This window comes from Variovorax rhizosphaerae (assembly GCF_037889975.1).
Lineage (GTDB): Bacteria > Pseudomonadota > Gammaproteobacteria > Burkholderiales > Burkholderiaceae_C > Variovorax > Variovorax rhizosphaerae.
The window spans coordinates 457,363-478,245 of record NZ_JBBKZT010000002.1; the positions used below are offsets into that span (position 1 = coordinate 457,363).

Here is a 20,883-nt window from a genome sequence, read left to right on the forward strand (position 1 = left end):
TGGGGACAATCGCGCCGTGAAACCACAACGCCCGCCAGACCGCCACGACCGTCATTACCCCGCGAAGACAGCGTTCGTGCGCGCGCAGTTGCGCGAGGGGCGTCGCGTCTCGGAGCTGGCGAACCAGCTCTACCGCGAAGGAACCCATGCGGTCCAGATCCTGCTGATCTTCCACCAGGCCACTGGCACACCCCTTGAGGATCTCAGGGGCTTCGGTCGCTGGTGGGGCATCGGCGGCGTATCCGATGCGGACGCGTTCGACGAGTGGGCCAAGGAAGTGTTCGGCGATCCGCCGCGGTTGACGTAGCGCGCAAGGTTCGCGCTCGCGCGGAACCGCCCATGCCACGGCGACGACACGCAGACGGCGAAAGGACGGCGCGGTTCGCGGCGTCCGGATCCGGGTCGACGCGCTGAAGTACACCAGCCGCGACGACTTCGAGAAGCGCGGCTGCGCGAAATAGCCGGCGCTCGGCCCGCTACAGCTCCGGTCCGACCGGCTCCGCAATCGCCAGCAATGCTTCCGCCGTGCGCTGCGCTGCGCCGCGGTTCGATGACGAGAACGCCAGCGCCGCCTGCACCATCGCCTCGTGCCGGGCCGGGTCGGCGACCAGTTGCAGCGCCAGCTTCACGGCCTGCTCCATGTCGTTGGCCCGCACCGACGCACCGGCGGCGAGTGAAAGTTCCGCCGCCTCGGCGAAGTTGAAGGTCGACGGACCCATCACGATCGGGCAGCCGCACGCCGCCGCCTCGATGAGGTTCTGCCCGCCGAGCGGCTCGAAGCTGCCGCCCAGCAGGGCCACGTGCGCCAGCCCGTAGTACAGCGCCATCTCGCCGAGCGAATCGCCCAGCCAGATTTCCGCTTCGCCCTGGTCCTGATTCACGGCGCTGCGGCGCGCCACGGCAAAGCCGTTGGCCTCGACCAGCGCAGCCACTTCGTCGAAACGCTGGGGATGCCGCGGCACGATCATCCACTGCACGTCATGCACGCGCTGGGCAATCGACTTGATGGCTGCGTGCGCAGGCGGCACTGGCGCCGTGGCGCCAAAACGCTTGAGGACTTCGAGCAGCTGCTGCTCCTCGCCGTCACGGGAACTGGCGAACACGATCACCGGCTTGGGCAAGTTGGCGCGCAGGTTGGCCGCGGTGGCCAACTGGCGCGGCTCCGGCGCGGCATCGAACTTCATGTTGCCGAAGATGCCCGTCACATTGGCGCCCAACGACACCAGGCGGTGCGAGTCGGCCTCGGTCTGCGCCCACACCGCGCGCAGCGACGAGTACGCCGGCCGCGCCAGCCAGCCCAGCCGCTCGGCCGAGGCCAGCGACTTGGCATTGAGCCGCGCATTGGCCAGCACCAGCGGAATGCCGCGTTCGGCGCAGGCCGCCGTCATCTCGGGCCAGACCTCGGTCTCCATCAGCACACCGATGCGGGGCGAGAAACGGTCCAGGAAGCGCGCCACGGCCGCCGGCATGTCCCAGGGCTGCCAGACCTGGACATCGCCCGGTTGCAGCAGCTTGGCGCCTTCGTCGCGGCCCGTGGCAGTGCCATGGGTCAACAGCAGGCGGATGCCGGGCGCCTGGCGCCGCAGTTCCTCGATGAGGATGCCTGCGGCACGCGCCTCACCGAGCGAGACGGCATGGATCCAGCACCAGTCGGTGCCGCCGGGCGTGGTCGGGTAGTGGCCGAAGCGCTCTTCCACCGCGACCGCGTAGCCGGGTTCGGCAACGGCGCGGCGACGCAGTTTGCGGCGCAGCAATGGCTGCATGAGCCAGGTAACAACGCCATAAAGGCGCAGGGACAACGAACGCACGTGGGGTTTTTTCTTCTTGTTCGTCGCGGTCAGTGGGCGGCTTCGGCCAGCTTGGCGTCGGGCTTGACGGTCCTGAGCAGGGTCAGCATCGTGTCCTGGATGCGATGCAGCGCGGCATCGGTCTGGCCCTCGAAGCGCATCACCAGCACTGGCGTGGTGTTGGACGCGCGGATCAGGCCGAAGCCATCGGGCCAGTCGACGCGCAGGCCGTCAATGGTCGAGACTTTCGCGGGCGCATCGAAGCTTGCGTTCTTGACCAGCGTGTCGACCAGGCCGTGCGGCTCACCTTCTGCACAGGCCACATTGAGTTCAGGGGTCGAGAAGCTGGTCGGCAGGCCGTTGAGCACGGCATTCGCATCGGGACTCTTGCTGAGGATTTCCAGCAGGCGGCAACCTGCATAGGTGCCGTCGTCGAAGCCGAACCAGCGCTCTTTGAAGAAGATGTGGCCGCTCATCTCGCCACCGAGCGGCGAGTCGACTTCCTTCATCTTCGCCTTGATGAGCGAATGGCCGGTCTTGTAGATCATGGCCACGCCGCCGGCCGCTTCGATCGCGGGGCCGAGGCGCTGCGAGCACTTCACGTCGTAGATGATGGCGCCGCCGGGCACGCGCGACAGCACGTCCTCGGCGAACAACTGCATCTGGCGATCCGGGAAGATGTTCTGGCCGTCCTTGGTGACGATGCCGAGGCGGTCGCCGTCGCCGTCGAAGGCCAGGCCCAGTTCGGCATCGCCGGCCTTCAGCGCGGCCATGAGGTCGCGCAGGTTCTCGGGCTTGCTCGGGTCGGGATGGTGGTTGGGGAAGTTGCCGTCGACTTCGCTGAAGAGCTCGGTCACTTCGCAGCCAAGCGCGCGGAAGATCGCCGGCGCCGATGCACCCGCGATGCCGTTGCCCGAATCAACCACGATCTTCATCGGCCGCGCGAGCTTGACGTCGCCGGCAATGCGCTGCACGTACGCAGGCACCACATCGACCTCGCGCACGCTGCCACCGGGGGCCAGCACGGCGCTGCCGGCTTCCATGGTGCGGCGCAGGCCCTGGATCTCGTCGCCATAGATGGCACGGCCGGCGAGGATCATCTTGAAGCCGTTGTAGTCCTTCGGGTTGTGGCTGCCCGTGACCTGGATGCCGCTGGTGCACAGCGTGTGCGCGGCGAAGTAGAGGATGGGCGTGGTGACGGCGCCGACGTCGATCACCTCGACGCCCGTGGCCACCAGGCCGCGAATGAGTGCGGCGCTCAGGGAGGGGCCGGACAGGCGGCCATCGCGGCCCACGGCCACGGTCTTTTCGCCGGCTGCGCGCGCTGCGCTGCCGAACGCACGGCCAAGGGCCTCGGCCACGTCGACATTGAGCGTGCTGGGCACGACCCCGCGGATGTCGTAGGCCTTGAAAATCGAAGCGCTGAGTTGCATGGAAGTATCCCGACTGGTCTGAAAAAAGCGAACGCGGATTGTAGGCCGTAGGTTCGTCGGGATCATGTCCGGAAACGGCTATTCCCAGAGTGGGAGAGCCGTATCATTCCCCTATGTCAAACCCCTCCGCAACCGCCCTGGAGAGCGATGCCTGCTACCTGGCGATGAAAACGCACGATGCTCGCTTTGACGGGACATTCTTCACGGCAGTGACATCTACCGGCATCTACTGCCGGCCCGTGTGCCGCGTGAAGCTGCCCCGGCGCGAGAACTGCCTCTTCTTCCGGCATGCGGCGCAGTGCGAGGCGGAAGGCTTCCGGCCGTGCCTGCGTTGCCGTCCGGAACTGGCGCCCAGGGCGGCAAGCTGGTCGACCGAAGACGCCTCGCGCATCCTCGCGCTGCAGGCCGCGAGGTTGATCGACGAGCCCGATGCGTGGGCCGAAGACGGCCCCGGCGCGGCGCAGATCGCACTGCGGCTGGGGGTGAGCGACCGGCACTTGCGCCGCATCTTCGAGGCGCAGTTCGGCGTCTCGCCATTGCAATACCTGCAAACGCGCCGGCTTCTCGTGGCCAAGCAACTGATCGCGGACACGCACCTGCCCATGACGCAAGTGGCGACGGCCAGCGGCTTTGCCAGCGTGCGCCGCTTCAACGCGGCCTTCCTGGCGCACTACAAGCTGAACCCGCGCACACTGCGCCGGGTGGGCGGCAGCCGCGAGGGCCGGCCGATCGAGGTGCGGCTGGGCTATCGGCCACCATATGACGAAGCGGCCATGCTCGGCTTCTTCGCGCGACGTGCGTTGGGTGAGGTCGAGTTGGTCACGGCCGGCACCCTCGCGCGCACGCTGCGCATCGTGCAGGGCGCACGCACGCACGCCGGCTGGCTGCAATTGCGCTTCGACGGCGAGCGCGGGCAGGTGCTGCTCTCGGTGAGCGATTCGCTGGCTGCGGTGCTGCCGGTGGTCATCAGCCGCGTCCGGGGCATGCTCGATCTCGACGCCGATCCGATTGTCATCAACGCCGCCTTGCACGCGCACTTTCCGCAAGGCGACGGGCTGCGGGTGCCAGGCGCGCTGGACGGCTTCGAGCTCGCTGTGCGTGCGGTGCTGGGCCAGCAGATCACCGTGGCGGCGGCGCGCACGATGGGCACGCGCTTGGTCGCGGCCTTCGGCGAGCCGATCGAGACGCCAGTCAAGGGACTGGGCCGCCTGTTCCCGATACCCGACGCCATCGCCGCCGCGAGCGGCGATGCCCTGGGTCAACTCGGCATCGTCAGGCAACGACAGGCTGCGCTGCAGGCATTGGCACGCGCGGTGGCCGATGGCCGGCTGGCCCTGCATGCCGGCGCCGACGTGCCGAGCACGCTGGCCGCGCTGCAAGCCCTGCCCGGCATCGGCGACTGGACCGCGCAGTACATCGCCATGCGCGCTTTGCGCTGGCCCGATGCCTTTCCCGCCGGCGACGTGGCCTTGCAGAAGGCGCTCGGCGTGAGCGGCGCCAAGGCCGCGCATGAAGCCTCGCTCGGATGGCGGCCCTGGCGCAGCTATGCGGTGCTGCGTGCATGGCATTCGCTGCCCTCGCCTTCGACAATCACCGCCGCGCCTGCGACGAGCACCTCCAATTGACCGGACACCTTCATGAAATTCAAGAACCCCGCAGCCATCCGCTGCACCCACATCGACAGCCCGCTCGGCGGCATCACGCTCGCCGCCACCGACGACGGATTGGCCGGCTTCTGGTTCGACGGGCAGAAGCACCTGCCTGACATGCACGGCTGGCAGACCGACGAAGCACACCCCGTCCTGCGCGAGGCCGCGGCCCAGATACGCGACTACTTCGCCGGCAAGCGCGCGGACTTCGACCTGCCGCTCGACCTGTCGCATGGCACCGACTTCCAGCAGGCCGTGTGGAAGGCGCTGTGCAGCATCGCGCCCGGCACGACCACCACCTACGGCGCACTCGGCGCGGGCATCGGCAAGCCCACGGCGGTACGCGCAGTCGGCGCTGCCGTCGGACGCAATCCGATCAGCGTGATCGTGCCCTGCCATCGGGTGCTGGGCGCCGATGGTGGGCTGACCGGCTACGCGGGCTCGCTGGAACGCAAGAGCGCATTGCTCACGCTGGAGGGTGCCCTTTGAATCAGCCCAGCCGGAAATCGCGCCGCTGGCTTGTCGACCTCGTGCTGCTCGGCGCGCTGTGGGGCGCGTCCTTTTTGTTCATGCGGATCGGTGCGGCAGAGTTCGGCGCACTGCCGACGGCGGCGGTGCGCGTCGGCATCGCCACGCTGTTCCTGCTGCCCTGCCTCTTTCTTGTGCGACAAGGCCCGGCGCTGGCGCAGCACTGGAAGCCGATCCTGCTCATCGGCGTGGCCAACTCGGGCTTGCCGTTCGCGCTGTTCTGCTTTGCCCTGCTGAGCTTGAGCAGCGGACTGGCCGCAGTGCTCAATGCGACGGTGCCGATGTTCGGCGCGCTGGTCGCATGGGCCTGGTTCCGCGACCGGCCCGACAACTCGCGACTGGTCGGCCTGGTGGTGGGCTTCATCGGGGTGGCCTTGCTGGCGAGCCGCAGCAGCGCGCCGCATGCGGGTGGCGCGGGCGATTCGGGCAGCGGTCAACTGCTCGGCGTGGTGGCCTGCCTGGGTGCGTGCCTGAGCTATGGCATCTCGGCCAGCGCGACGCGGCGCTATCTCGTCGGCATTCCGTCGCTGGCCACGGCCACGGGCAGCCAGATCGGCGCGACGCTGTTCCTTGCGCTACCCGCCATCTGGCTCTGGCCATCGCACATGCCGAGCCTGCATGCATGGCTGGCGCTCACCGCGCTCGGCATCTTCTGCACCGGCGTGGCCTACATCCTGTTCTTCCGGCTCATCGCCGAGGCCGGGCCGGCCCGCGCACTGACCGTGACCTTCCTGGTGCCGGTGTTCGCGGTGTTCTACGGCGCGGTGTTCCTGCACGAGCCGGTCACGATGTGGATGCTGATGTGCGCGGCGGTGATCGTCTGCGGCGTGGCGCTGTCGACCGGGATCGTCAAGCTGCCGCTGGGTGGTACGGCGGTCAAGCAAGGGTAGACGGGCGGAGCGGTTCAAATCGGTGTGGCTTTGCCATATCGACTTGATTCCTCGCCGGGGAAGAGCCGGGCTGCGACCGGCCCTGGGGACTCATATCAGTTTTCCACCACGCTAATCGCGTGACCCACGACGCATGAAACCAGTGCGAGCAATGCCTGTTTGTGGGCACCCGCGGAACCGGCTTTGCCGGGCCGCTGGGTGCGCCCCCTCGAGGGGGAGGCGCCGCAGGCGCTTCGGGGGTGGGCTTTCATTTCAGAATGCGCCCACTACCACGTTGATACTGAACGCCAGAACCAGCATGTTGAACGCGAAGGACAGCACGCTGTGGATCAGCGTGATGCGTCGCATCTCCGGCGAAAGGATCTGCACGTCGGAGACCTGCGAGGTCATGCCGATCACGTAGGAGTAGTAGACGAAGTCGGCGTAATCCGGTGGCGCGGTGCCGGGGAAGTCCAGCCCATGGTCGTCCGGCTTGCGGGTCTTTTCCTGCTGGTAGTAACGGTGCGCGTAGTGGAAGGCGTAGATCGTGTGGATCATGAGCCATGACTCGGCCAGCGCCACCATCGCCAGCACGATGTGGGCGCCCCGCTCCAGCCCTGCGAGCAGCTTGACCTGCTGCAGCAACATCGCGATCGCGGCGACGCTGAAGCCCACTGCGGTCAGCATCGTCAGGAGCAGCACCAGGTTGGGCTGATCCAGCGACTGGGCGCGCTCGCGCGTCTGTTGCGCGTCGAAGCTATGGGCCAGCCACCAGGCGAGTGAGAGATAAACCGCTACGCCCACCACCCACCCGAGCAGCCCGCGCGCCATGCCGTTGATGAGCGGTGACGGGATCAGCGCCACGGCAACCCCAACCGCGGCGCCGTAGCTCAATCGTTGGATGCCAGTGGTGGTGGAGAGGTGCTTGCGCATCGGGTCGACTTTAGCGCCGCCTGTCGAGAAGCGTCACCTGGCGGCGTGTTCATCCACGCTTCGCGCACTCGCCCGCAAGCCGGCCCAGCGTGGCCAGCGCGCGTTCGGCGCGCGCATCCCAGACATGGCCGTAGTTGAGGCGCAGGTGATGTCCGAAGCCACCCGTCGCCGAGAAAACCGGCCCGGGCGCGATGCTGATGCCCAAGGTCAGCGCGCGTCGATGCAGTTCAAGCGCATCCACCGTCGTCGGCAACTCGACCCACATGAAATAGCCGCCGAGCGGCCGGGTCGCTCGCGTGCCCTCGGGAAAATGATGGCCGACCGCTTGCGCGAAGGTCGCCTGCTGCGTCGCCAGCGTCTGCCGCAGCTTGCGCAGGTGCTTGTCGAAGCCGCCGCGCTCCAGGTAGGTGGCGAGCGCAAGTTGCGCCGGCACCGAGGTGTTCAGCGTGGTCGTCAACTTGCGGCGGGCCACATCGCGGGTAAAACGCCCCGGTGCTGCCCAACCGATGCGGTAGCCCGGCGCCAGGCTCTTGGAAAAGGACGAGCAGTGCAGCACCAGGCCGTCGGTATCGAAGGCCTTGGCGGGCACGGGTTGCCTGTCGCCGAAGTACAGCTCGGCGTAGACGTCGTCTTCGATCAAGGGCACGTCATGGTGCGTGAGCAGTTCGACCAGCGCCTTCTTCTTGGCCGCGGGCATGAGGCTGCCGAGCGGGTTCTGGAACGTGGTCATGAGCCAGCACGCGCTCGGCTTGTGCCGCACCACAGCCTGTTCCAGCGCGTCCAACTCGATGCCTTCCCGCGGATGCGTCGGAACTTCGATGGCCCGCAAGTCCATCCGCTCCAGCGCCTGCAAGGCGGCGTAGAAGGTCGGCGATTCGACGATCACCGAATCCCCGGGCCGCGTGACCGCACCGAGGCACAGGTTGAGGGCTTCCAGCGCGCCGTTGGTGATCACGATGTCGTCGGCCTGCACATTGACGCCGTTGGCCAGGTAGCGCAGGGCGATCTGCCTGCGCAAGGCGACGCTGCCGGGCGTGAGGTCGTCCACCGTGCTCCAGGGATCGAGCTTCTTCGCGCTCGACGCGAGGATCTGCCCCAGTCGCGGCAAGGGGAACAGCAGCGGGCTCGGGAAGGCGGAGCCGAACGGAACGACCTCGCGCGTCATGCTCGCTTCGAGGATGCTGAAGACATGCTCGCTCACGTCGAGCGCCACCGATTCGCCATCGGGCTGCGAGCTCAGCTCCGCTTCCGGAGGGGCCGCGCGCGAACCGCCCTCCGCCACGTAGTAACCCGAGCGGTCCCTGGCACGGATCAGGCCCCGCGCCTCCAGCAGGTAGTAGGCCTGGAACACCGTCGACGCGCTGACGCCGCGGCTTTCACCCGTGCGCCGCACCGACGGAATGCGATCGCCGACGCGGAGCGTGCCACTGCGAATGGACGCCTCGATATCGGCAGCGAGGGCCTCATAGCGCTTGAGGGGCGGTGCGGAATCCATGGTCGCCGACTCTATCTGCTATGCCCGATCCACCAGAAACTGCATCTGTTCATTTGGGCCGGTTCGGGCCACAGTCATGCCATGTCAAAACTCTTGCGATGGATGGGTGCGTTTTTCTTGTTGGGCAGCCTCCTGGCGGCCCCGGCCCTATCGGCTGGCCCCGAGGACACCATCGCCCAGCGCGTGGCCGCCTGCATCGCCTGCCATGGCCGTGAGGGGGCGACCACCGGCGCCGGCTACTTCCCGCGCCTGTCGGGCAAGCCGGCCGGCTACCTCTACAACCAGCTGCGCAGCTTCCGCGACGGCCGCCGCTTCAACAGCGACATGGTGTGGATGGTGCGGCACCTGTCGGACGACTATTTGCGGGAGATGGCCGAGTACTTTGCCGGGCTCGACCTGCCCTACCCGCCCGTGCCGCAGACCACCGATGCCAGCGACGCCACGCTGAAGCGCGGCAGGCAACTGGCCCTGGAAGGCGATGCCACCCGCGGCATCCCGGCCTGCGTGCAATGCCACGGCGCCACGCTGACGGGCGTGCAACCGGCCATCCCCGCGCTGGTCGGACTGCCCCGCCTGTATGTGTCGTCTCAACTCGGCGCATGGCTCACGCAGGACCGGCATGCGCTCGCGCCGGACTGCATGGCCGAGATCGGCCGCAAGATGACCACTGCCGACATCAACGCCGTGGCCAGCTGGATTGCGCTGCAGCCGATGCCTGCCAATCCCAAGCCCGCGGCCTCCTTGCCCGCGCCGCTGCCGATGCGATGCGGCGGGATGGAGGCGAAGTGATGCGGCGCCTTGCATGGATCCTGGTGACGCTTGCGCTGCTGCTCGCGGCCCTTGCGGTGGTGGTGTGGCAACTGAACCTTCGCGGCGAAGACCCTCTCGCTTCGACTTTCACCTTCACCGCCACGCCCCAGCAGGTCGAACGCGGCCGCTACCTCGCACTGGCCGGCAACTGCGCCGGCTGCCACACCACGCGCGGCGGCGAGCCCTACGCCGGCGGTGTCGCGATCGACACGCCCTTCGGCACCGTGTTCTCGAGCAACCTCACACCGGACAAGACGAACGGCATCGGCGACTGGAGCGCCGCCCACTTCTGGCGCGCGATGCACAACGGCCGCTCCAAGGACGGCCGCCTGCTGTACCCGGCCTTTCCGTACCCAAACTTCACCAAGGTCACGCGCGAGGACTCCGACGCGATCTACGCCTACCTGCAGAAGGGCGTGGCGCCATCACCGCGCCCCAACGATGCGCATCGATTGCGCTTCCCCTATGACACGCAGGCCGCGCTCGCCGTGTGGCGCGCGCTGTCGTTCAAGCCCGAGCCCTTCGCGCCCGATGTCTCGAAGCCGGCGGAATGGAACCGCGGCGCCTACCTGGTCGAAGGCCTCACCCACTGCATCGCCTGCCATGGTGCGCGCAACGTGCTCGGTGCGACGGATTCGGAGCGCGGCCTGTCAGGCGGATCGATTCCGGTCGAGAACTGGTATGCCCCGTCGCTGACCTCCTCGCGCGAGGCCGGGGTTTCCGACTGGGATGCGGAACAGATCGTGGCGCTACTGCAGACCGGAAGGTCCGCACGCGGCGCGGTCATGGGCCCGATGGCCGATGTGGTCTATCGCAGCACGCAGCACCTCAGCGAGGCCGATTTGCACGCGATGGCTGCGTATCTGAAGGCATTGCCAAGCCCCAGCGCCACGTCCGCACCGGCGCCCTCGCAAACGATTCGCCGCGACCCCGGCGTGATGGCCGCCGGCCAGAAGATCTTCGACCAGCGTTGCGCGTATTGCCACGGCGACAAAGGCGAAGGCGCCCGGGGCGCCTACCCCCCGCTCGCCGGCAACCGCGTGGTGCTGATGGACTCGCCCATCAACCTGATCCAGATCGTGCGGCACGGCGGCTTCCTGCCTGCGACCGCAGGGAACCCGCGCCCCTACGGCATGCCGCCGTTCCGCCAGGCGCTGGACGACAACGACGTGGTCGCGGTGCTGAGCTACATCCGCGGCGCCTGGGGCAACAACGCTGCCCCGTTGACCGCGCAGGACGTGCTCAAGCGCTGACGGCGCTTTCCGCCGGCGGGGCCGGCATGCCGACCAGCAATGCGCCCCGCGCGAAGGGATCGGACACCGACGCGACCATCACCTGCTTCTGGTGCTCCTTCGCCAGGTAACACGCCAGCGCGAGGCCGACCAGTTCACTCGCCGCGCCCATGTGCCCGCAGGTGATGCCGGTCGACAAGTTGTTCTCGTCGAAGGCGACATGGGGCAGGCGGTCTTGCAGCAGCCGGGCCACTTCGGTCACGCGCGATGCGCGATGGTCGGCATCGCTCACCACCCATTCGATGGCCGCGACCTCCACTGCGGATGCTTCGGCCAATCGCCCTGCGAGCGCGCCCAACACGGTGGCGCGCGACACGGTCGAGGCGTCGGCTGATGATTCGAGTTGCCCGAACACGGGCCGCGCGACTTGCGCCGCATCGGCCTTGGCGAAGCGCACGTCCTTCGCGCCGGTCAGCAACAGGCCGGCACTGGCCTCGCCCGGCATCAGGCCATTGCGGCGCGCCGTCGAGAACAACGTGCCGCGCGCCTCCCACTGCGCCACGCAGGCATCGGAGATCGCCGACTCCGCCGCCAACACGATCCACAGCGCAGGCTTCTGCGGCTCGCGATTGAGCGCGAGGCTGATGCGGTCGAGCACGGTCCAGGCTGTGGCGCCCGAATCGTTGCGGAGGTAGTCGACCGACCATGCATGCGCCGGACTCTCGGTGGCGCAGGCGTGCTGCAACCATTGAGCTGCGAGCAAGCGCTCGTGCTCGGTCCACCCGCCCGGCAGCAGCAAGGAGATGCGGAGAACGGGGGCTTCGACCGCGATCCTCTGTCTCTGTGTGTTGCCGTTGTCCGCTGCGGACTGCGGCTCCGTTGCAAGCATCAGTTCGTCCGCGTGGGGCAGCAAATCCGTCAGCGTCTCGCTCATCGCCTGGATCGAACGCAGGCGATCGTCGGCCAGCATCGCCACGTCGATTTCGGCAGACTTGGCCAATGGCATGTCGGCCAGGTCATCACGCAACTCGTCGACTTCAATATCCGCGATGCGGGCCGCGAAGATCGGAAAGCCCGCATCGTTCTTCAGCTCGGGATCGGGTCCAACGCCCTTGCCTTCCGCCACTGCCGCGGCCAGTTCCTCCACCGTTGCACCGCCGGGCGAGCGCAGGCTGGAGGCGAGCACGGTCACACGGAAGCGACCCTCGGCGGCATCGGTCTTGTCTGCCTCACTTGACGCCTTGCCTGCGCGTGCACCGCCTGCAGCAGCCTGGCCTTTCGCCGCCACTTTCGGAGTCGGACTCGACGCATCGGCAGCCACGCTCGCACGCACCTTGCTCACCCCCCAAACAGTCAGCACCAACGCAAGCGGCGCTGCCAGCAACCACCCCACCACGTCGCCCGTACTCGGCATCCGCGCCGTCGACTGCCAATAGACGTACACCGCACCCCAGACAAGGGCGAACGATGCCAGCACCAGCAGCGCCGGCTTGATCACTCGCGAGAACATGAAATCAACGAGAGCGCAGAGGCGCTATTCAGAAGAAGAGTCGAACTGGCTCGCCAGCAACAGCGAGCCGCAAGCCGTCGTGTCATGGTGACGCGCGACTCGCCGCCCATCGATCTCGACATAGGGGCTCGCCGTGACGATCGGATTGATCCCGTGCCCCGGAATCGGACACTTCACTAGGTCCCCGATCCGCGCCACGCGCTTCTCGTCGGTGAATGTGTTCTCGGATGCGGTGATGACGACACCGCCATGGTTGGTCTTGTCGCCCAACAGGATGAATGGTCGATCCATTTTTTATCTGCTCCCTTGACTGTCTAGTTGCTGTGGCTGCGACGCTCGCGACGTCTGTGCGTCGGCGTGCGTGTGGCCCGCCGGCTGCGAATGTTGAGGTGGATTGAGCTGCAAGGCACTTGTGCCAAATTCAGGCCTTCAAATAATGAAATAACCAAGAGCCATCCGATGGGTACGGCCACTTACCGCCACAATTCCTCCAGTACCTTTTATTTTCCATCTCCAAGTCCACCCTTTTTACATCGTCATAACCAAGCAAAGCAAAAATCAGTTCAGCCTTCTGAACAAATGGACGCCATTGCATCAAAAATCTAATGGAAAAATAGAGGGCAGCAACAAGAGATAAAGTCGCGGAAATTGCTCCAAAGAAAAGCCCCGAATCAGCGGGATCATGGGTGACCCTGGAAGCTTGCCATACCCTATGCTGGAGATCAATGAGATGACAACAAACGTCCAAAAAAAAATTCTTAATGCATGTCTATTTTGCGCCATAGCACCCCGAGAACAATGCGGAAATATCCAAAGAATTTGATCACTTGGACGACGCACCGCCAAGGCAGTCAACGTTCTATCTGATTGAAGCTCAACCACAACTTCAACCTCGTCTCCCTCTTTGAAAGTCACTCGAGAGAATCTTCCCCGAAATTATCCGACGTCCGACTTTCGCAGAAAATAATTCTACCGAGCCCGATATTCCTTGCACGAATGATGCGCTTGTCGCAGCGCCTGCCAACCCGACTGCCGCCAACGCTATAGCAACGCCTGATCCGGCTGGACGATGTAATTCACCTCCAAAAATTATCTCGTCGCCACGCTGCACAACAAGGTTTTCGATGGTTCCTTTGATCATTTGCATTGCGGCACTAAACTCATCTGAAAACACAACAATCATTTCACACACCAAAAAGCCTGCAAACAACGCCACTCTTCAATAACGAAAATAAAATGTTCCAAATTCGCCCGGATCATCAAGTTTCCGCTTGATTTTTGAGGACCTCACCAAATCAATATTTCCTGGATCCGCCCAATCGAGCGTGACAAATACCTTTTGCGCCAACCGCACGAACGGCATCCACCGGCGCGCCAGACTAATCGTCATAAGACCAAAAAATGTGTACGACCCGAGCCCAACAAACGGAAAAATTCTTGTGAAAAATACATGCATTTGATCTGCCCCAAGTCCAACCCAAAAAAATATTGAACCAAGACCTAAAAGCGCGGTAACGCTAAAAATCCACCACTTCAAAGCATTCCGAACATGCGTCGACCTACCTCGCGAACAATGCGGATACATCGCAATAATTCGATCAACAGGTCTTGCGATTCCTATCGCCTCATAGTGATCGCCTTGCCATTCGGCGACTATCTCGACCAGATCGCCCTCCTTGAAAGGGCTACGCCACACCCAGCCCTTCACCGAACTTTCATGGAGATTAAATTCCACATAGTCCGCAAGTTCCTCAGCTCCCACCGCACTTGATGCCGCCGAGATTGCAGGTCCACTAAGCCCAACAATACCCGCCGCAACCGCAATCACGCCTAACCTTGTTCGATCCGCATCAGTGAATACGAAACTGGCCTCAGTGCGAGTGACCTTGTAGTTTTTAATTTTCCCGAAGAGTTTCACTAGTCCGTTTGGGTGATTCGAAGCGGTCATTGGAGGCCCATCCCGATTAGGGCTTCCGAGAGTTTTCCATCTTGCTCTTTGGCCGTCTTATATCCGCCCGTAGCCCGTCTCTTGCCAAACGCGGAATGGTCGATCCAGTCTTCGATCGCGTTTGGCGTGATCAGCCAAATAACCAATTGAAGCCCGAACATCCCAACCGTGATCCATGCCCCGGCGGCCATGCCCACGATTCGCAAACCGATGATGGCCGCGGCACGCGTACCTACTACTACTTCGATAGTCACGCCCACGGCCGCACGCCCCGTAAGACGGGCAACCAGGGGGGCTGCGTAGGTAAACGTGACCGCGAACGTAAGTGCTCCTGCGCCAACCCCCAAGAACGCCTTTGCTGCATAAAAGCTCGCCAAGTAGTTGTATCCGTTGTCGATGCTCTTGCCTGTATCGACCAAATCGATCCATGCTCCCAAAAGGGACGCGCCCCCACTCAGCAACCCGCCCCAACCCTTCACCACCTGATAACCCCATGTTTCCTGGCCCATACCCGGCAGGTTCTTAATGGGAACGGTCGCAATGTCCAGCAGGGCGCTGCCAATGGACATGCCTGACGCGAGCAGACTGAGCCGACTCTTTTCGTCGTTCTTGGTCTTGCACTCGATTATGAGCTTACTAAAATTCACACCCTCGATAAGCATTACCACCGCCGCCAGCCGTGCATCTTTAATTGCCTGTGGTGCTTTAACATCATCTGAAACTTTGAACGCGGCCCAGGCCTTTTTCAGACCCTCCGTCTGTCGCGCATGAATTTCTGGCGTGTCAAGCCTCATGAAACTTTTGGTGGCCTGCAGACGGCGCAAAGTCTGTTCGCGTCCAATTTTTCCTGCATCGACCTGCTTGGCAATCAAGTCCTCCGACTCCATCGGATTCACCAAAGCGCGAATACTAAAGATATGTTGAATGAGCTTCTCGCTCGCGTAGTCTCCCAATTTGTCAACTCGAAAATACTTAAAAATGAAGTCCCCTACTTCGATCGCAAATTTGTCAGCGCCGCGAGTGTTGACCTTGTTAATTTCGACTTTAAACGCTTCAGCTTTTCCTAATTGAGCCTTGATGTTGGCATCGTAGACGCTTTGCGCCTTCTTATAGGTATCGGCGATCGCCTTCATGGACTTTGCAGAATAGCCTACCCAAGTGAGCGTGCTGGCGAGTGTTTGCTGTACCTTATATTGGTTGGCCTCACTCAGTTTTTTGTCGAGTTCTTCTCGCGCCTTTGACTGATTGAGGGCAACAACGCGCCAAAGCAAATTGGAATCGACGGTAGCTTTGCATTCCTTCACCCAGAAGTTTATCTTTTTTGCGCCTGACTTGCACGAACCGAGGCCCCATATCGCCTCTGCGACCTGCTCACCAAAAAACACACCGTCACCTATATTGCTGCCGTTGAAATCGTTTAGCGTGTCGATTAGAAGTTGCGCTTCAAGCCACCGAATGAGTGAGACTGTGCGTCGCTCAACAATACCCGAGGCTGCACCCAGAAAATCGTTCATGTTGCCCTCGAAACGCTGCCTCGCGTCTTCGTCGATGCGTGCTTGATAAGATGGCCACGCCTTGCTCGCTCGACTTTTTCCGAAGTCTGTTGATAGTTGCGGAGCACCGGCGGAGATTTGGCTATTGAGAGCACGAACTTGCTCTAACTGTTTTCGCAAGTATTCGTCGTACGGCGAATTCAAAACTTTTTCTTCGAGTTCCTGCTGAGCAGATTGCAAGGGGCCCTCTTTTTCGCCACGTAGAATGTATTCTTCTCCTTGCGAACGGGCCTGATTCTCCAAAGCCATTTTCAGGCCCCTATAGCTATTGATTGCCGCTATTTCCTTCTCGCGCTCGTCACCGTATTTTCTTTATCCATCCTGCAGCATCGTTTCGATACCCATTAAGCTCATGGGCAACACCAATTGCATCCCAAATCGCGAGCACATGTGGTGTGCACGGTTTTTCCGAACCCTTGCTCCGGTCAATCATACTTTCTGCCGTACGCTCGGCCATTCCCGTGCGGAGATGCCAAGGATACCTAGTACTCATGCATTCAAGATCGGTCAAACCAAATCTACTGAATTTGTAGTTGCCGTCTTCTTGGCTGATGTTGCCCACCACCCTCTCGTAAGGAAGCGAACCGGGTTGCCCGGTTTCTGAATACTCTAGAACGGCTTCTAATACGGCCTTGGTGGCGATTTCCCCGTGCGAATGCTTGGCACCCGCCGCCATCTGGCGTGGGTGAATGGTCTGCATGCGCTTGTTGCGTAACACGCTATCGGTCTCGTACTCTTTGACCGTCTCATTGCTCCACTTGTGTTCGCTGTATGCAATCCAAGTGGGCCCGCATTTCTCAGGCTCCTCGATGACGATGTAGTGGACTTGAGTGTTGAGCGCATGGCGCGAACACGCCAACACCGGAGTGCTCTGAGGCCACGCGGCGGCCGGGCTAGGCTGAATAGTGAGGCACCCGTCTTCGCCCACCGCGTAGCATTCCCATTTGTTGGAGCCTTCCTTGTTCCATTGATAAAAGATGTAGAGATATCCCTTGCGCATCGTCCGCAGGGCGTATTGAAAGTCGCTCCCCAGTGCGACCTCCTTGACTCTTTCCCCGCTCGCCCAATCAGGCAATCCGGGGCTGACGTCTTTCGGCACTACGGCGTAGCGCACCGGCATGATGGGCAAGCCCTTCGCCGAGCATTGGTCGCACTTCAACTTCAAGATATTTCTCCCTCACCGATTCTTTTGTGTTTGGCCCACTGGTTGTTCAACGGCGTCACTGGCGACGCATTCGCGGGCGATGCGCTTCCAGTCTTCTTCATTCAGACCATCGACCAACCGTGTGAAGTAGTCCGTTGAGCGCCGCTGTGCGATCAGCTTCTGAACGTCCAGATGCGCATCGAAACGCGGATGGACCTTCAACGCATACTGCGCGTAGGCCGTGAGGTCGCGCTTACTATGGAACCCCGCGGCCATGGCCCTGCGCACCGCATCGAGCGCGCCTGTGCAAAGCGGGTCAATCCGTTGGTCCAATGCGCTGGCCCGCGCCCATTCGCGGAGCGCCAGATTCAGCGGCGCGATGCAATCGACGTCCCGCCACAAGTCGTCCGTGAGCGCGAGCGGCGCGGTGTTGCCTTTAGTCGTTGCAACTTCGGCACGCAACGCAACGAGCTGTCCGCTGGGATCGAGTATCCACAGCGTATCGACGGGGCCGAGCAATAACCTGCGCTGCCCCGGAGAGAGAAAGCTCCACAGCCACCACATCACGGCCGGGTCATGTACACGAAGCCAAGTAGGGCCATCACCGGGGCGGTTCTGCACCATCGTCCGCGCCAAATGCTTGGCGACCTCCTTGGCGGACGCTCTCGTTGCCAACCATCCGCCAATGCGACGCCCAGCCCCGGTCCGAAGCGCTTCCGGTGCAAGTTCCTCGCAAGCGTCCTCGACGCTCAGTGCGAGGTATTCACTACCGGAAAATTTTGTGACATCAAAGCTAACCAGTTGAGGCCATTCCGTCGGGTCAACGTGCGGCGCGAGCCTCACAGGGGTGTACGAATACTCCCAGTGACGCTCTGCGATGGCATCGGCGTCACTGATCGGGCGCAGCACCGGGTCCAGAAGCAACATGCAATTGGGCGCAGCGGGCAAACCGAGATGTCGATGAAGCTGATGCGAGATCTGATTCGCCGGTGTCTTCGCAGGTTGGGTCGAGTCCATCGTGATCAGCCCAGCTTCACAGTTGCACTTTGATTGGAGGCTGCTGCCATGGAGCTTGGTGAGCAACCTTTGTACGTCGACTTCCCCACGCCATTGCTTCCCTTATCCCCCATCGGACTCACCATCGAATGCATTCCATGAAAGGTCACCTTCCCCGGCGCATGGATCTTGATGCTGCTGCCTTCCAGCTTCACATACGCCCCGCCTACCGTGATCAGCACATGCGTGGGCGCCTCGACCTCGATCTCCTTGGTCACACTGGCGATCGTCACCTTCTTGTCCGCGGCAATCTTCGTGGCCCCGTCCTGGCTTTGCAGCTTCACCTTGCCGCTGGCCGCGTGCAGGCTGATGCCGCGTTCGGTGTTGGGTTCTTCGCCTTTGGGCTTGGTGCCCACTGTGTACAGGCTCACTCCCTTGGCCACGGCGATGGCCGCCTGGCCTTGGGCCATCAGGTCGATGTCTTCGTTGGCGACGATGGTGCTGGTCTGGCCGCTGACGATCACCGCCTCCTTGGGCGTGGCGATGCCGATGCCCATCGGCGCGGTCAGTTGCAGGTGCGGCTCGCTCCACGCGGTCACGCTGCCTTGGCCACCGCCGGTGGCCTTGATGTCGCCTTCGCCAGCACCACCGTCGCTGCCCGCGCCTGATCCGCCTTCGGTCGTCCCCAGCACCTTGGCCACGTGCTTGAGCCCCTGCATCGGCTCCAGCTTGTCGGGCTTGGCCTCGCCCTTGAGCATGGCCTTCTGGGTCTGGGCGCTTTCGGCGAGCGACTCGGCGAGTTCGCGCGCCTGCGTGGTCTGGTTCTGCGCCTCGCGGCTGGCCATGAAGGGGCCGGTGACGTTGGGTTGTGCGTAGGCGCTGACCAGCAGGCCCGAGCCCGCGCGGACCGCGCCTTGCGCGGTGGTGGCCAGTTCGGCGCCGTGGCCTCGGTCCTTGCCGCGCTGGTTGTCGTTCTGTTGCTTGTGGTGGCCCAGGTGCAGGCGGCTCGCGGCTTGCGTGGTGGCCAGCGCCAGCCGGCTCTGTTGTGGGGTGTCGTCGAAGACGAGCTGGTTGTAGCCGCCGGTGCCGCTCTGGCTGGCGCGCATCTCCTGCGTCTTGATGCCGCTGTAGACGGCGTTGTGGGCGTGTTCGCCCTCCTGCCCGGCGAACCAGGCAGGGGCGTTGCCGGTGGCGTTGGCCGCGCCCGATTGCTTCTGGTTGTATTGGGCGTCGGGTGCGCCCTGACCGTTGTAGAGGGCGCCGACGACCACGGGGCGGTCGATGTCGCCGTGCAGGTAGTCGACGAGCACTTCCTGCCCGTTGCGCGGCGGCCCGGACTGACCCCAGTTGGTGCCGGCCATGGCGCTGGCCATGCGCACCCAGGCGCCGAGGCGGTGAGTGGCGGGGGCGTTGTCGTCGCCGGCCGGATGGGTGAGGCGGCTGCTAGAGCCTGCGCCGCGCTGCCAGTGGAACTGGACCTTGATGCGATGGTCGCGGTCGGTGTGGATGACATCGCCGGCGCCGATGACGATGGCGGTCTGGCTGCCCCGGATGGTGGGCTTGGGGTGGATGGCGCGGCCGTGGCCGTCGAGGGTCAGGGGGCGGTACGGGATGGCGGCGCGTACGGCGCTGAAGTGGTTGCGGTAGTGGGGGACGGCTTCGCTGGTGTTCGCCTTGCCTTTGCTGGTCGCGCTGCTTTTACCGGACTTGCTGCCCTTGGCGTCCTCGCCGGCATTGGACGCGGATCGCAGTTCTTGCGCCAGATAGGACGGACCGAGTTCCACATCAGCCGCGCGCTGAAGGTCTTCATCAAGGTTGTTGCGCGCCACGTGCCGCACGCTCAGCACCGCGAAGCGCCGGTCTTCCGCGCCGTCCCGGTCATGCACCGGATGCTGGGTCAGCGTGAAGGTGCTCGCGGGACTCAGCGTGCGGGCAGTGCCCTCGCCCTCGAAGGTCTTGTTGCGCAGTTCCAGCGCCTCGAGGGCGTTGCGCAGAAGGCGCGTGCCCTGTGCGCTGGTTTCCCAAGCGTAGTGACCCGGATCGTCGGCCCAGTTCAGGGTGCGATGGTGCAGGGCGTTGGCATGGTTACTCGCATCCTGCAGCGGTCGCGCGCTGACGGACTTGTAGTCCCAGCTCACCTGGCTGAGGCTGTTGGTCTGCAACTGGCGGCAGGCGTGCCATTGCAGGACGCTGTCCTCGGCTTCGCTCGCGTCGGCGCGGTGGAAGCGGACTTCGGGTTGGGCGTTGGGTTTCAGCGCGCCGGGGTGATCGGCGATGACCAGGGTGTGCTGGCCGAGGCTGTCGCCGTCGGTGGCCTCGTGCTCGAACCAGTAGTACAGGCCCTCTTCGGCCAACAGGCGGGTGACGAAGGCCAGGTCGCTTTCGTTGTACTGCGTGGTGATGCCGCGTTGCGGGTAGACGCCGCGGTCGGCGATGTCCCAGCGCCATTGAGGATTGAGCTTGCCTTGGGTCTGGTAGTCGGCGAAGACGGCCTCGACGATGTCGAAGACGCTCATGTCCTGGAACAGGTAGCTGTCCTGACGCCATTGCAGGAAGCTCAGCCAGGGTTCGATGACCAGGCCGTAGCGCGCGAAGCCGCCGTTGCTGGAAACCAGGGTGGCCTGGGTGACGTGGCCATGGAAGGGGCGCAACACCGTGCGGCTCTGCGCGGTCTGCAGGTCCAGGCGCACGGCCTGGCCCATCAGGCGCTTGAGTGGGATGTGAGCGTCGTCGCAGAGCGCGGTGAGTTCGAGCCGGAAGCCGCCATCGTCGATGGACTCCGTGGCTTCGAGCGTCTCGGCCAGCAGGCGGTCGGGGCCGAGCGGGGTGTGCAGCACCAGCAGACGATGGCGCTGCTCGAAGCCTGCACGCAGCAGGTTGCCGACCTGGAATGGACTCACGGTCATTTCTTGTTCTCTCCCTGTTCTCTCACTCATCACTGAAGGCTCCCCGGGAGCCTTCACGGCACTCTATCAAGTCCGGGTCGCTTGCCACCC

The 20,883-nt window shown here is 63.7% G+C and carries 18 protein-coding genes; 6 read left to right on the top strand and 12 right to left on the bottom strand.

Features of this window, described 5'->3' with window-relative positions; genetic code table 11:
• The first annotated feature begins 16 nt into the window (after positions 1-16).
• Positions 17-307, top strand: coding sequence for a hypothetical protein (locus WKW82_RS06000; protein WP_340341333.1), 291 nt, complete (start codon positions 17-19; stop codon positions 305-307).
• A 169-nt stretch (positions 308-476) separates the two neighbouring features.
• Here WKW82_RS06000 and WKW82_RS06005 read toward each other — a convergent pair whose 3' ends face one another.
• Both WKW82_RS06005 and WKW82_RS06010 read right to left on the bottom strand, forming a co-directional pair.
• The gene (locus WKW82_RS06005) at positions 477-1,808 is read right to left on the bottom strand and encodes a 3-deoxy-D-manno-octulosonic acid transferase (RefSeq protein ID WP_340341334.1); all 1,332 of its coding nucleotides are present in this window, start codon (positions 1,806-1,808) and stop codon (positions 477-479) included.
• Positions 1,809-1,837: 29 nt separating this feature from the next.
• Positions 1,838-3,220 (bottom strand): phosphomannomutase/phosphoglucomutase, encoded by a 1,383-nt coding sequence (locus WKW82_RS06010; protein WP_340341335.1) that lies wholly within the window; start codon positions 3,218-3,220, stop codon positions 1,838-1,840.
• A 113-nt stretch (positions 3,221-3,333) separates the two neighbouring features.
• On the opposite strand from WKW82_RS06010, the gene WKW82_RS06015 reads away from it, so the two are divergent.
• From WKW82_RS06015 to WKW82_RS06025, 3 genes are read left to right on the top strand one after another with little or no spacing between them, the layout of a single operon-like run.
• The gene (locus WKW82_RS06015; protein WP_340341336.1) at positions 3,334-4,845 is read left to right on the top strand and encodes an AlkA N-terminal domain-containing protein; all 1,512 of its coding nucleotides are present in this window, start codon (positions 3,334-3,336) and stop codon (positions 4,843-4,845) included.
• 12 nt (positions 4,846-4,857) lie between these two features.
• Positions 4,858-5,358 (top strand): methylated-DNA--[protein]-cysteine S-methyltransferase, encoded by a 501-nt coding sequence (locus WKW82_RS06020; RefSeq protein WP_340341337.1) that lies wholly within the window; start codon positions 4,858-4,860, stop codon positions 5,356-5,358.
• The gene (locus WKW82_RS06025; protein ID WP_340341338.1) at positions 5,355-6,287 is read left to right on the top strand and encodes a DMT family transporter; all 933 of its coding nucleotides are present in this window, start codon (positions 5,355-5,357) and stop codon (positions 6,285-6,287) included. The genes WKW82_RS06020 and WKW82_RS06025 overlap by 4 nt, the downstream gene beginning before the upstream one ends.
• A gap of 252 nt (positions 6,288-6,539) precedes the next feature.
• Here the strand turns inward: WKW82_RS06025 and WKW82_RS06030 are convergent, their stop codons facing one another.
• On the bottom strand, positions 6,540-7,199 hold the full coding sequence (locus tag WKW82_RS06030) for a DUF1345 domain-containing protein (RefSeq protein ID WP_340341339.1): 660 nt from the start codon (positions 7,197-7,199) through the stop codon (positions 6,540-6,542).
• Positions 7,200-7,248: 49 nt separating this feature from the next.
• A complete protein-coding gene (locus WKW82_RS06035) occupies positions 7,249-8,694 on the bottom strand; it encodes an aminotransferase-like domain-containing protein (RefSeq protein ID WP_340341340.1) in 1,446 nt (481 codons plus the stop codon).
• A 102-nt stretch (positions 8,695-8,796) separates the two neighbouring features.
• On the opposite strand from WKW82_RS06035, the gene WKW82_RS06040 reads away from it, so the two are divergent.
• Together WKW82_RS06040 and WKW82_RS06045 are read left to right on the top strand one after the other, a co-directional pair.
• The gene (locus tag WKW82_RS06040) at positions 8,797-9,483 is read left to right on the top strand and encodes a c-type cytochrome (protein WP_422823428.1); all 687 of its coding nucleotides are present in this window, start codon (positions 8,797-8,799) and stop codon (positions 9,481-9,483) included.
• Positions 9,483-10,757 (top strand): cytochrome c, encoded by a 1,275-nt coding sequence (locus tag WKW82_RS06045; RefSeq protein WP_340341342.1) that lies wholly within the window; start codon positions 9,483-9,485, stop codon positions 10,755-10,757. The genes WKW82_RS06040 and WKW82_RS06045 overlap by 1 nt, the downstream gene beginning before the upstream one ends.
• Here the strand turns inward: WKW82_RS06045 and WKW82_RS06050 are convergent.
• The 8 genes from WKW82_RS06050 to WKW82_RS06085 all read right to left on the bottom strand — a co-directional run bounded on the left by WKW82_RS06050 (position 10,747) and on the right by WKW82_RS06085 (position 20,793).
• Positions 10,747-12,246, bottom strand: coding sequence for a hypothetical protein (locus WKW82_RS06050; RefSeq protein WP_340341343.1), 1,500 nt, complete (start codon positions 12,244-12,246; stop codon positions 10,747-10,749). The two genes, WKW82_RS06045 and WKW82_RS06050, sit on opposite strands and share 11 nt — an antisense overlap.
• Before the next feature lie 24 nt (positions 12,247-12,270).
• Positions 12,271-12,537, bottom strand: coding sequence for a PAAR domain-containing protein (locus WKW82_RS06055; RefSeq protein ID WP_213957023.1), 267 nt, complete (start codon positions 12,535-12,537; stop codon positions 12,271-12,273).
• Positions 12,538-12,840: 303 nt separating this feature from the next.
• Positions 12,841-13,161, bottom strand: coding sequence for a hypothetical protein (locus WKW82_RS06060; protein ID WP_340341344.1), 321 nt, complete (start codon positions 13,159-13,161; stop codon positions 12,841-12,843).
• 304 nt (positions 13,162-13,465) lie between these two features.
• Positions 13,466-14,194, bottom strand: coding sequence for a putative type VI secretion system effector (locus WKW82_RS06065; RefSeq protein WP_340341345.1), 729 nt, complete (start codon positions 14,192-14,194; stop codon positions 13,466-13,468).
• Positions 14,191-15,996: a T6SS effector BTH_I2691 family protein gene (locus WKW82_RS06070; RefSeq protein WP_340341346.1), complete on the bottom strand. Its 1,806-nt coding sequence runs from the start codon at positions 15,994-15,996 to the stop codon at positions 14,191-14,193. Before WKW82_RS06070 ends, WKW82_RS06065 begins: the two co-directional genes overlap by 4 nt.
• Positions 15,997-16,045: 49 nt before the next feature.
• Complete coding sequence (locus tag WKW82_RS06075) at positions 16,046-16,912, bottom strand: T6SS effector BTH_I2691 family protein (protein WP_340341347.1); 867 nt, start codon at positions 16,910-16,912, stop codon at positions 16,046-16,048.
• A 12-nt stretch (positions 16,913-16,924) separates the two neighbouring features.
• Positions 16,925-17,908, bottom strand: coding sequence for a DUF4123 domain-containing protein (locus WKW82_RS06080; protein ID WP_340341348.1), 984 nt, complete (start codon positions 17,906-17,908; stop codon positions 16,925-16,927).
• A gap of 5 nt (positions 17,909-17,913) precedes the next feature.
• On the bottom strand, positions 17,914-20,793 hold the full coding sequence (locus WKW82_RS06085) for a type VI secretion system Vgr family protein (RefSeq protein ID WP_340341349.1): 2,880 nt from the start codon (positions 20,791-20,793) through the stop codon (positions 17,914-17,916).
• Positions 20,794-20,883: the final 90 nt, after the last annotated feature.

What these genes read in the sequence shown, in the direction of transcription:
- WKW82_RS06045 (WP_340341342.1), top strand. Translation starts at nt 9,483, where the DNA reads ATGCGGCGCCTTGCATGGATCCTGGTGACGCTTGCGCTGCTGCTCGCG.
- WKW82_RS06030 (WP_340341339.1), bottom strand. Translation starts at nt 7,199, where the DNA reads ATGCGCAAGCACCTCTCCACCACCACTGGCATCCAACGATTGAGCTAC.
- WKW82_RS06050 (WP_340341343.1), bottom strand. Translation starts at nt 12,246, where the DNA reads ATGTTCTCGCGAGTGATCAAGCCGGCGCTGCTGGTGCTGGCATCGTTC.
- WKW82_RS06080 (WP_340341348.1), bottom strand. Translation starts at nt 17,908, where the DNA reads ATGGACTCGACCCAACCTGCGAAGACACCGGCGAATCAGATCTCGCAT.
- WKW82_RS06040 (WP_422823428.1), top strand. Translation starts at nt 8,797, where the DNA reads ATGGGTGCGTTTTTCTTGTTGGGCAGCCTCCTGGCGGCCCCGGCCCTA.
- WKW82_RS06035 (WP_340341340.1), bottom strand. Translation starts at nt 8,694, where the DNA reads ATGGATTCCGCACCGCCCCTCAAGCGCTATGAGGCCCTCGCTGCCGAT.
- WKW82_RS06070 (WP_340341346.1), bottom strand. Translation starts at nt 15,996, where the DNA reads ATGGCTTTGGAGAATCAGGCCCGTTCGCAAGGAGAAGAATACATTCTA.
- WKW82_RS06055 (WP_213957023.1), bottom strand. Translation starts at nt 12,537, where the DNA reads ATGGATCGACCATTCATCCTGTTGGGCGACAAGACCAACCATGGCGGT.
- WKW82_RS06065 (WP_340341345.1), bottom strand. Translation starts at nt 14,194, where the DNA reads ATGACCGCTTCGAATCACCCAAACGGACTAGTGAAACTCTTCGGGAAA.
- WKW82_RS06020 (WP_340341337.1), top strand. Translation starts at nt 4,858, where the DNA reads ATGAAATTCAAGAACCCCGCAGCCATCCGCTGCACCCACATCGACAGC.
- WKW82_RS06085 (WP_340341349.1), bottom strand. Translation starts at nt 20,793, where the DNA reads ATGACCGTGAGTCCATTCCAGGTCGGCAACCTGCTGCGTGCAGGCTTC.
- WKW82_RS06015 (WP_340341336.1), top strand. Translation starts at nt 3,334, where the DNA reads ATGTCAAACCCCTCCGCAACCGCCCTGGAGAGCGATGCCTGCTACCTG.
- WKW82_RS06010 (WP_340341335.1), bottom strand. Translation starts at nt 3,220, where the DNA reads ATGCAACTCAGCGCTTCGATTTTCAAGGCCTACGACATCCGCGGGGTC.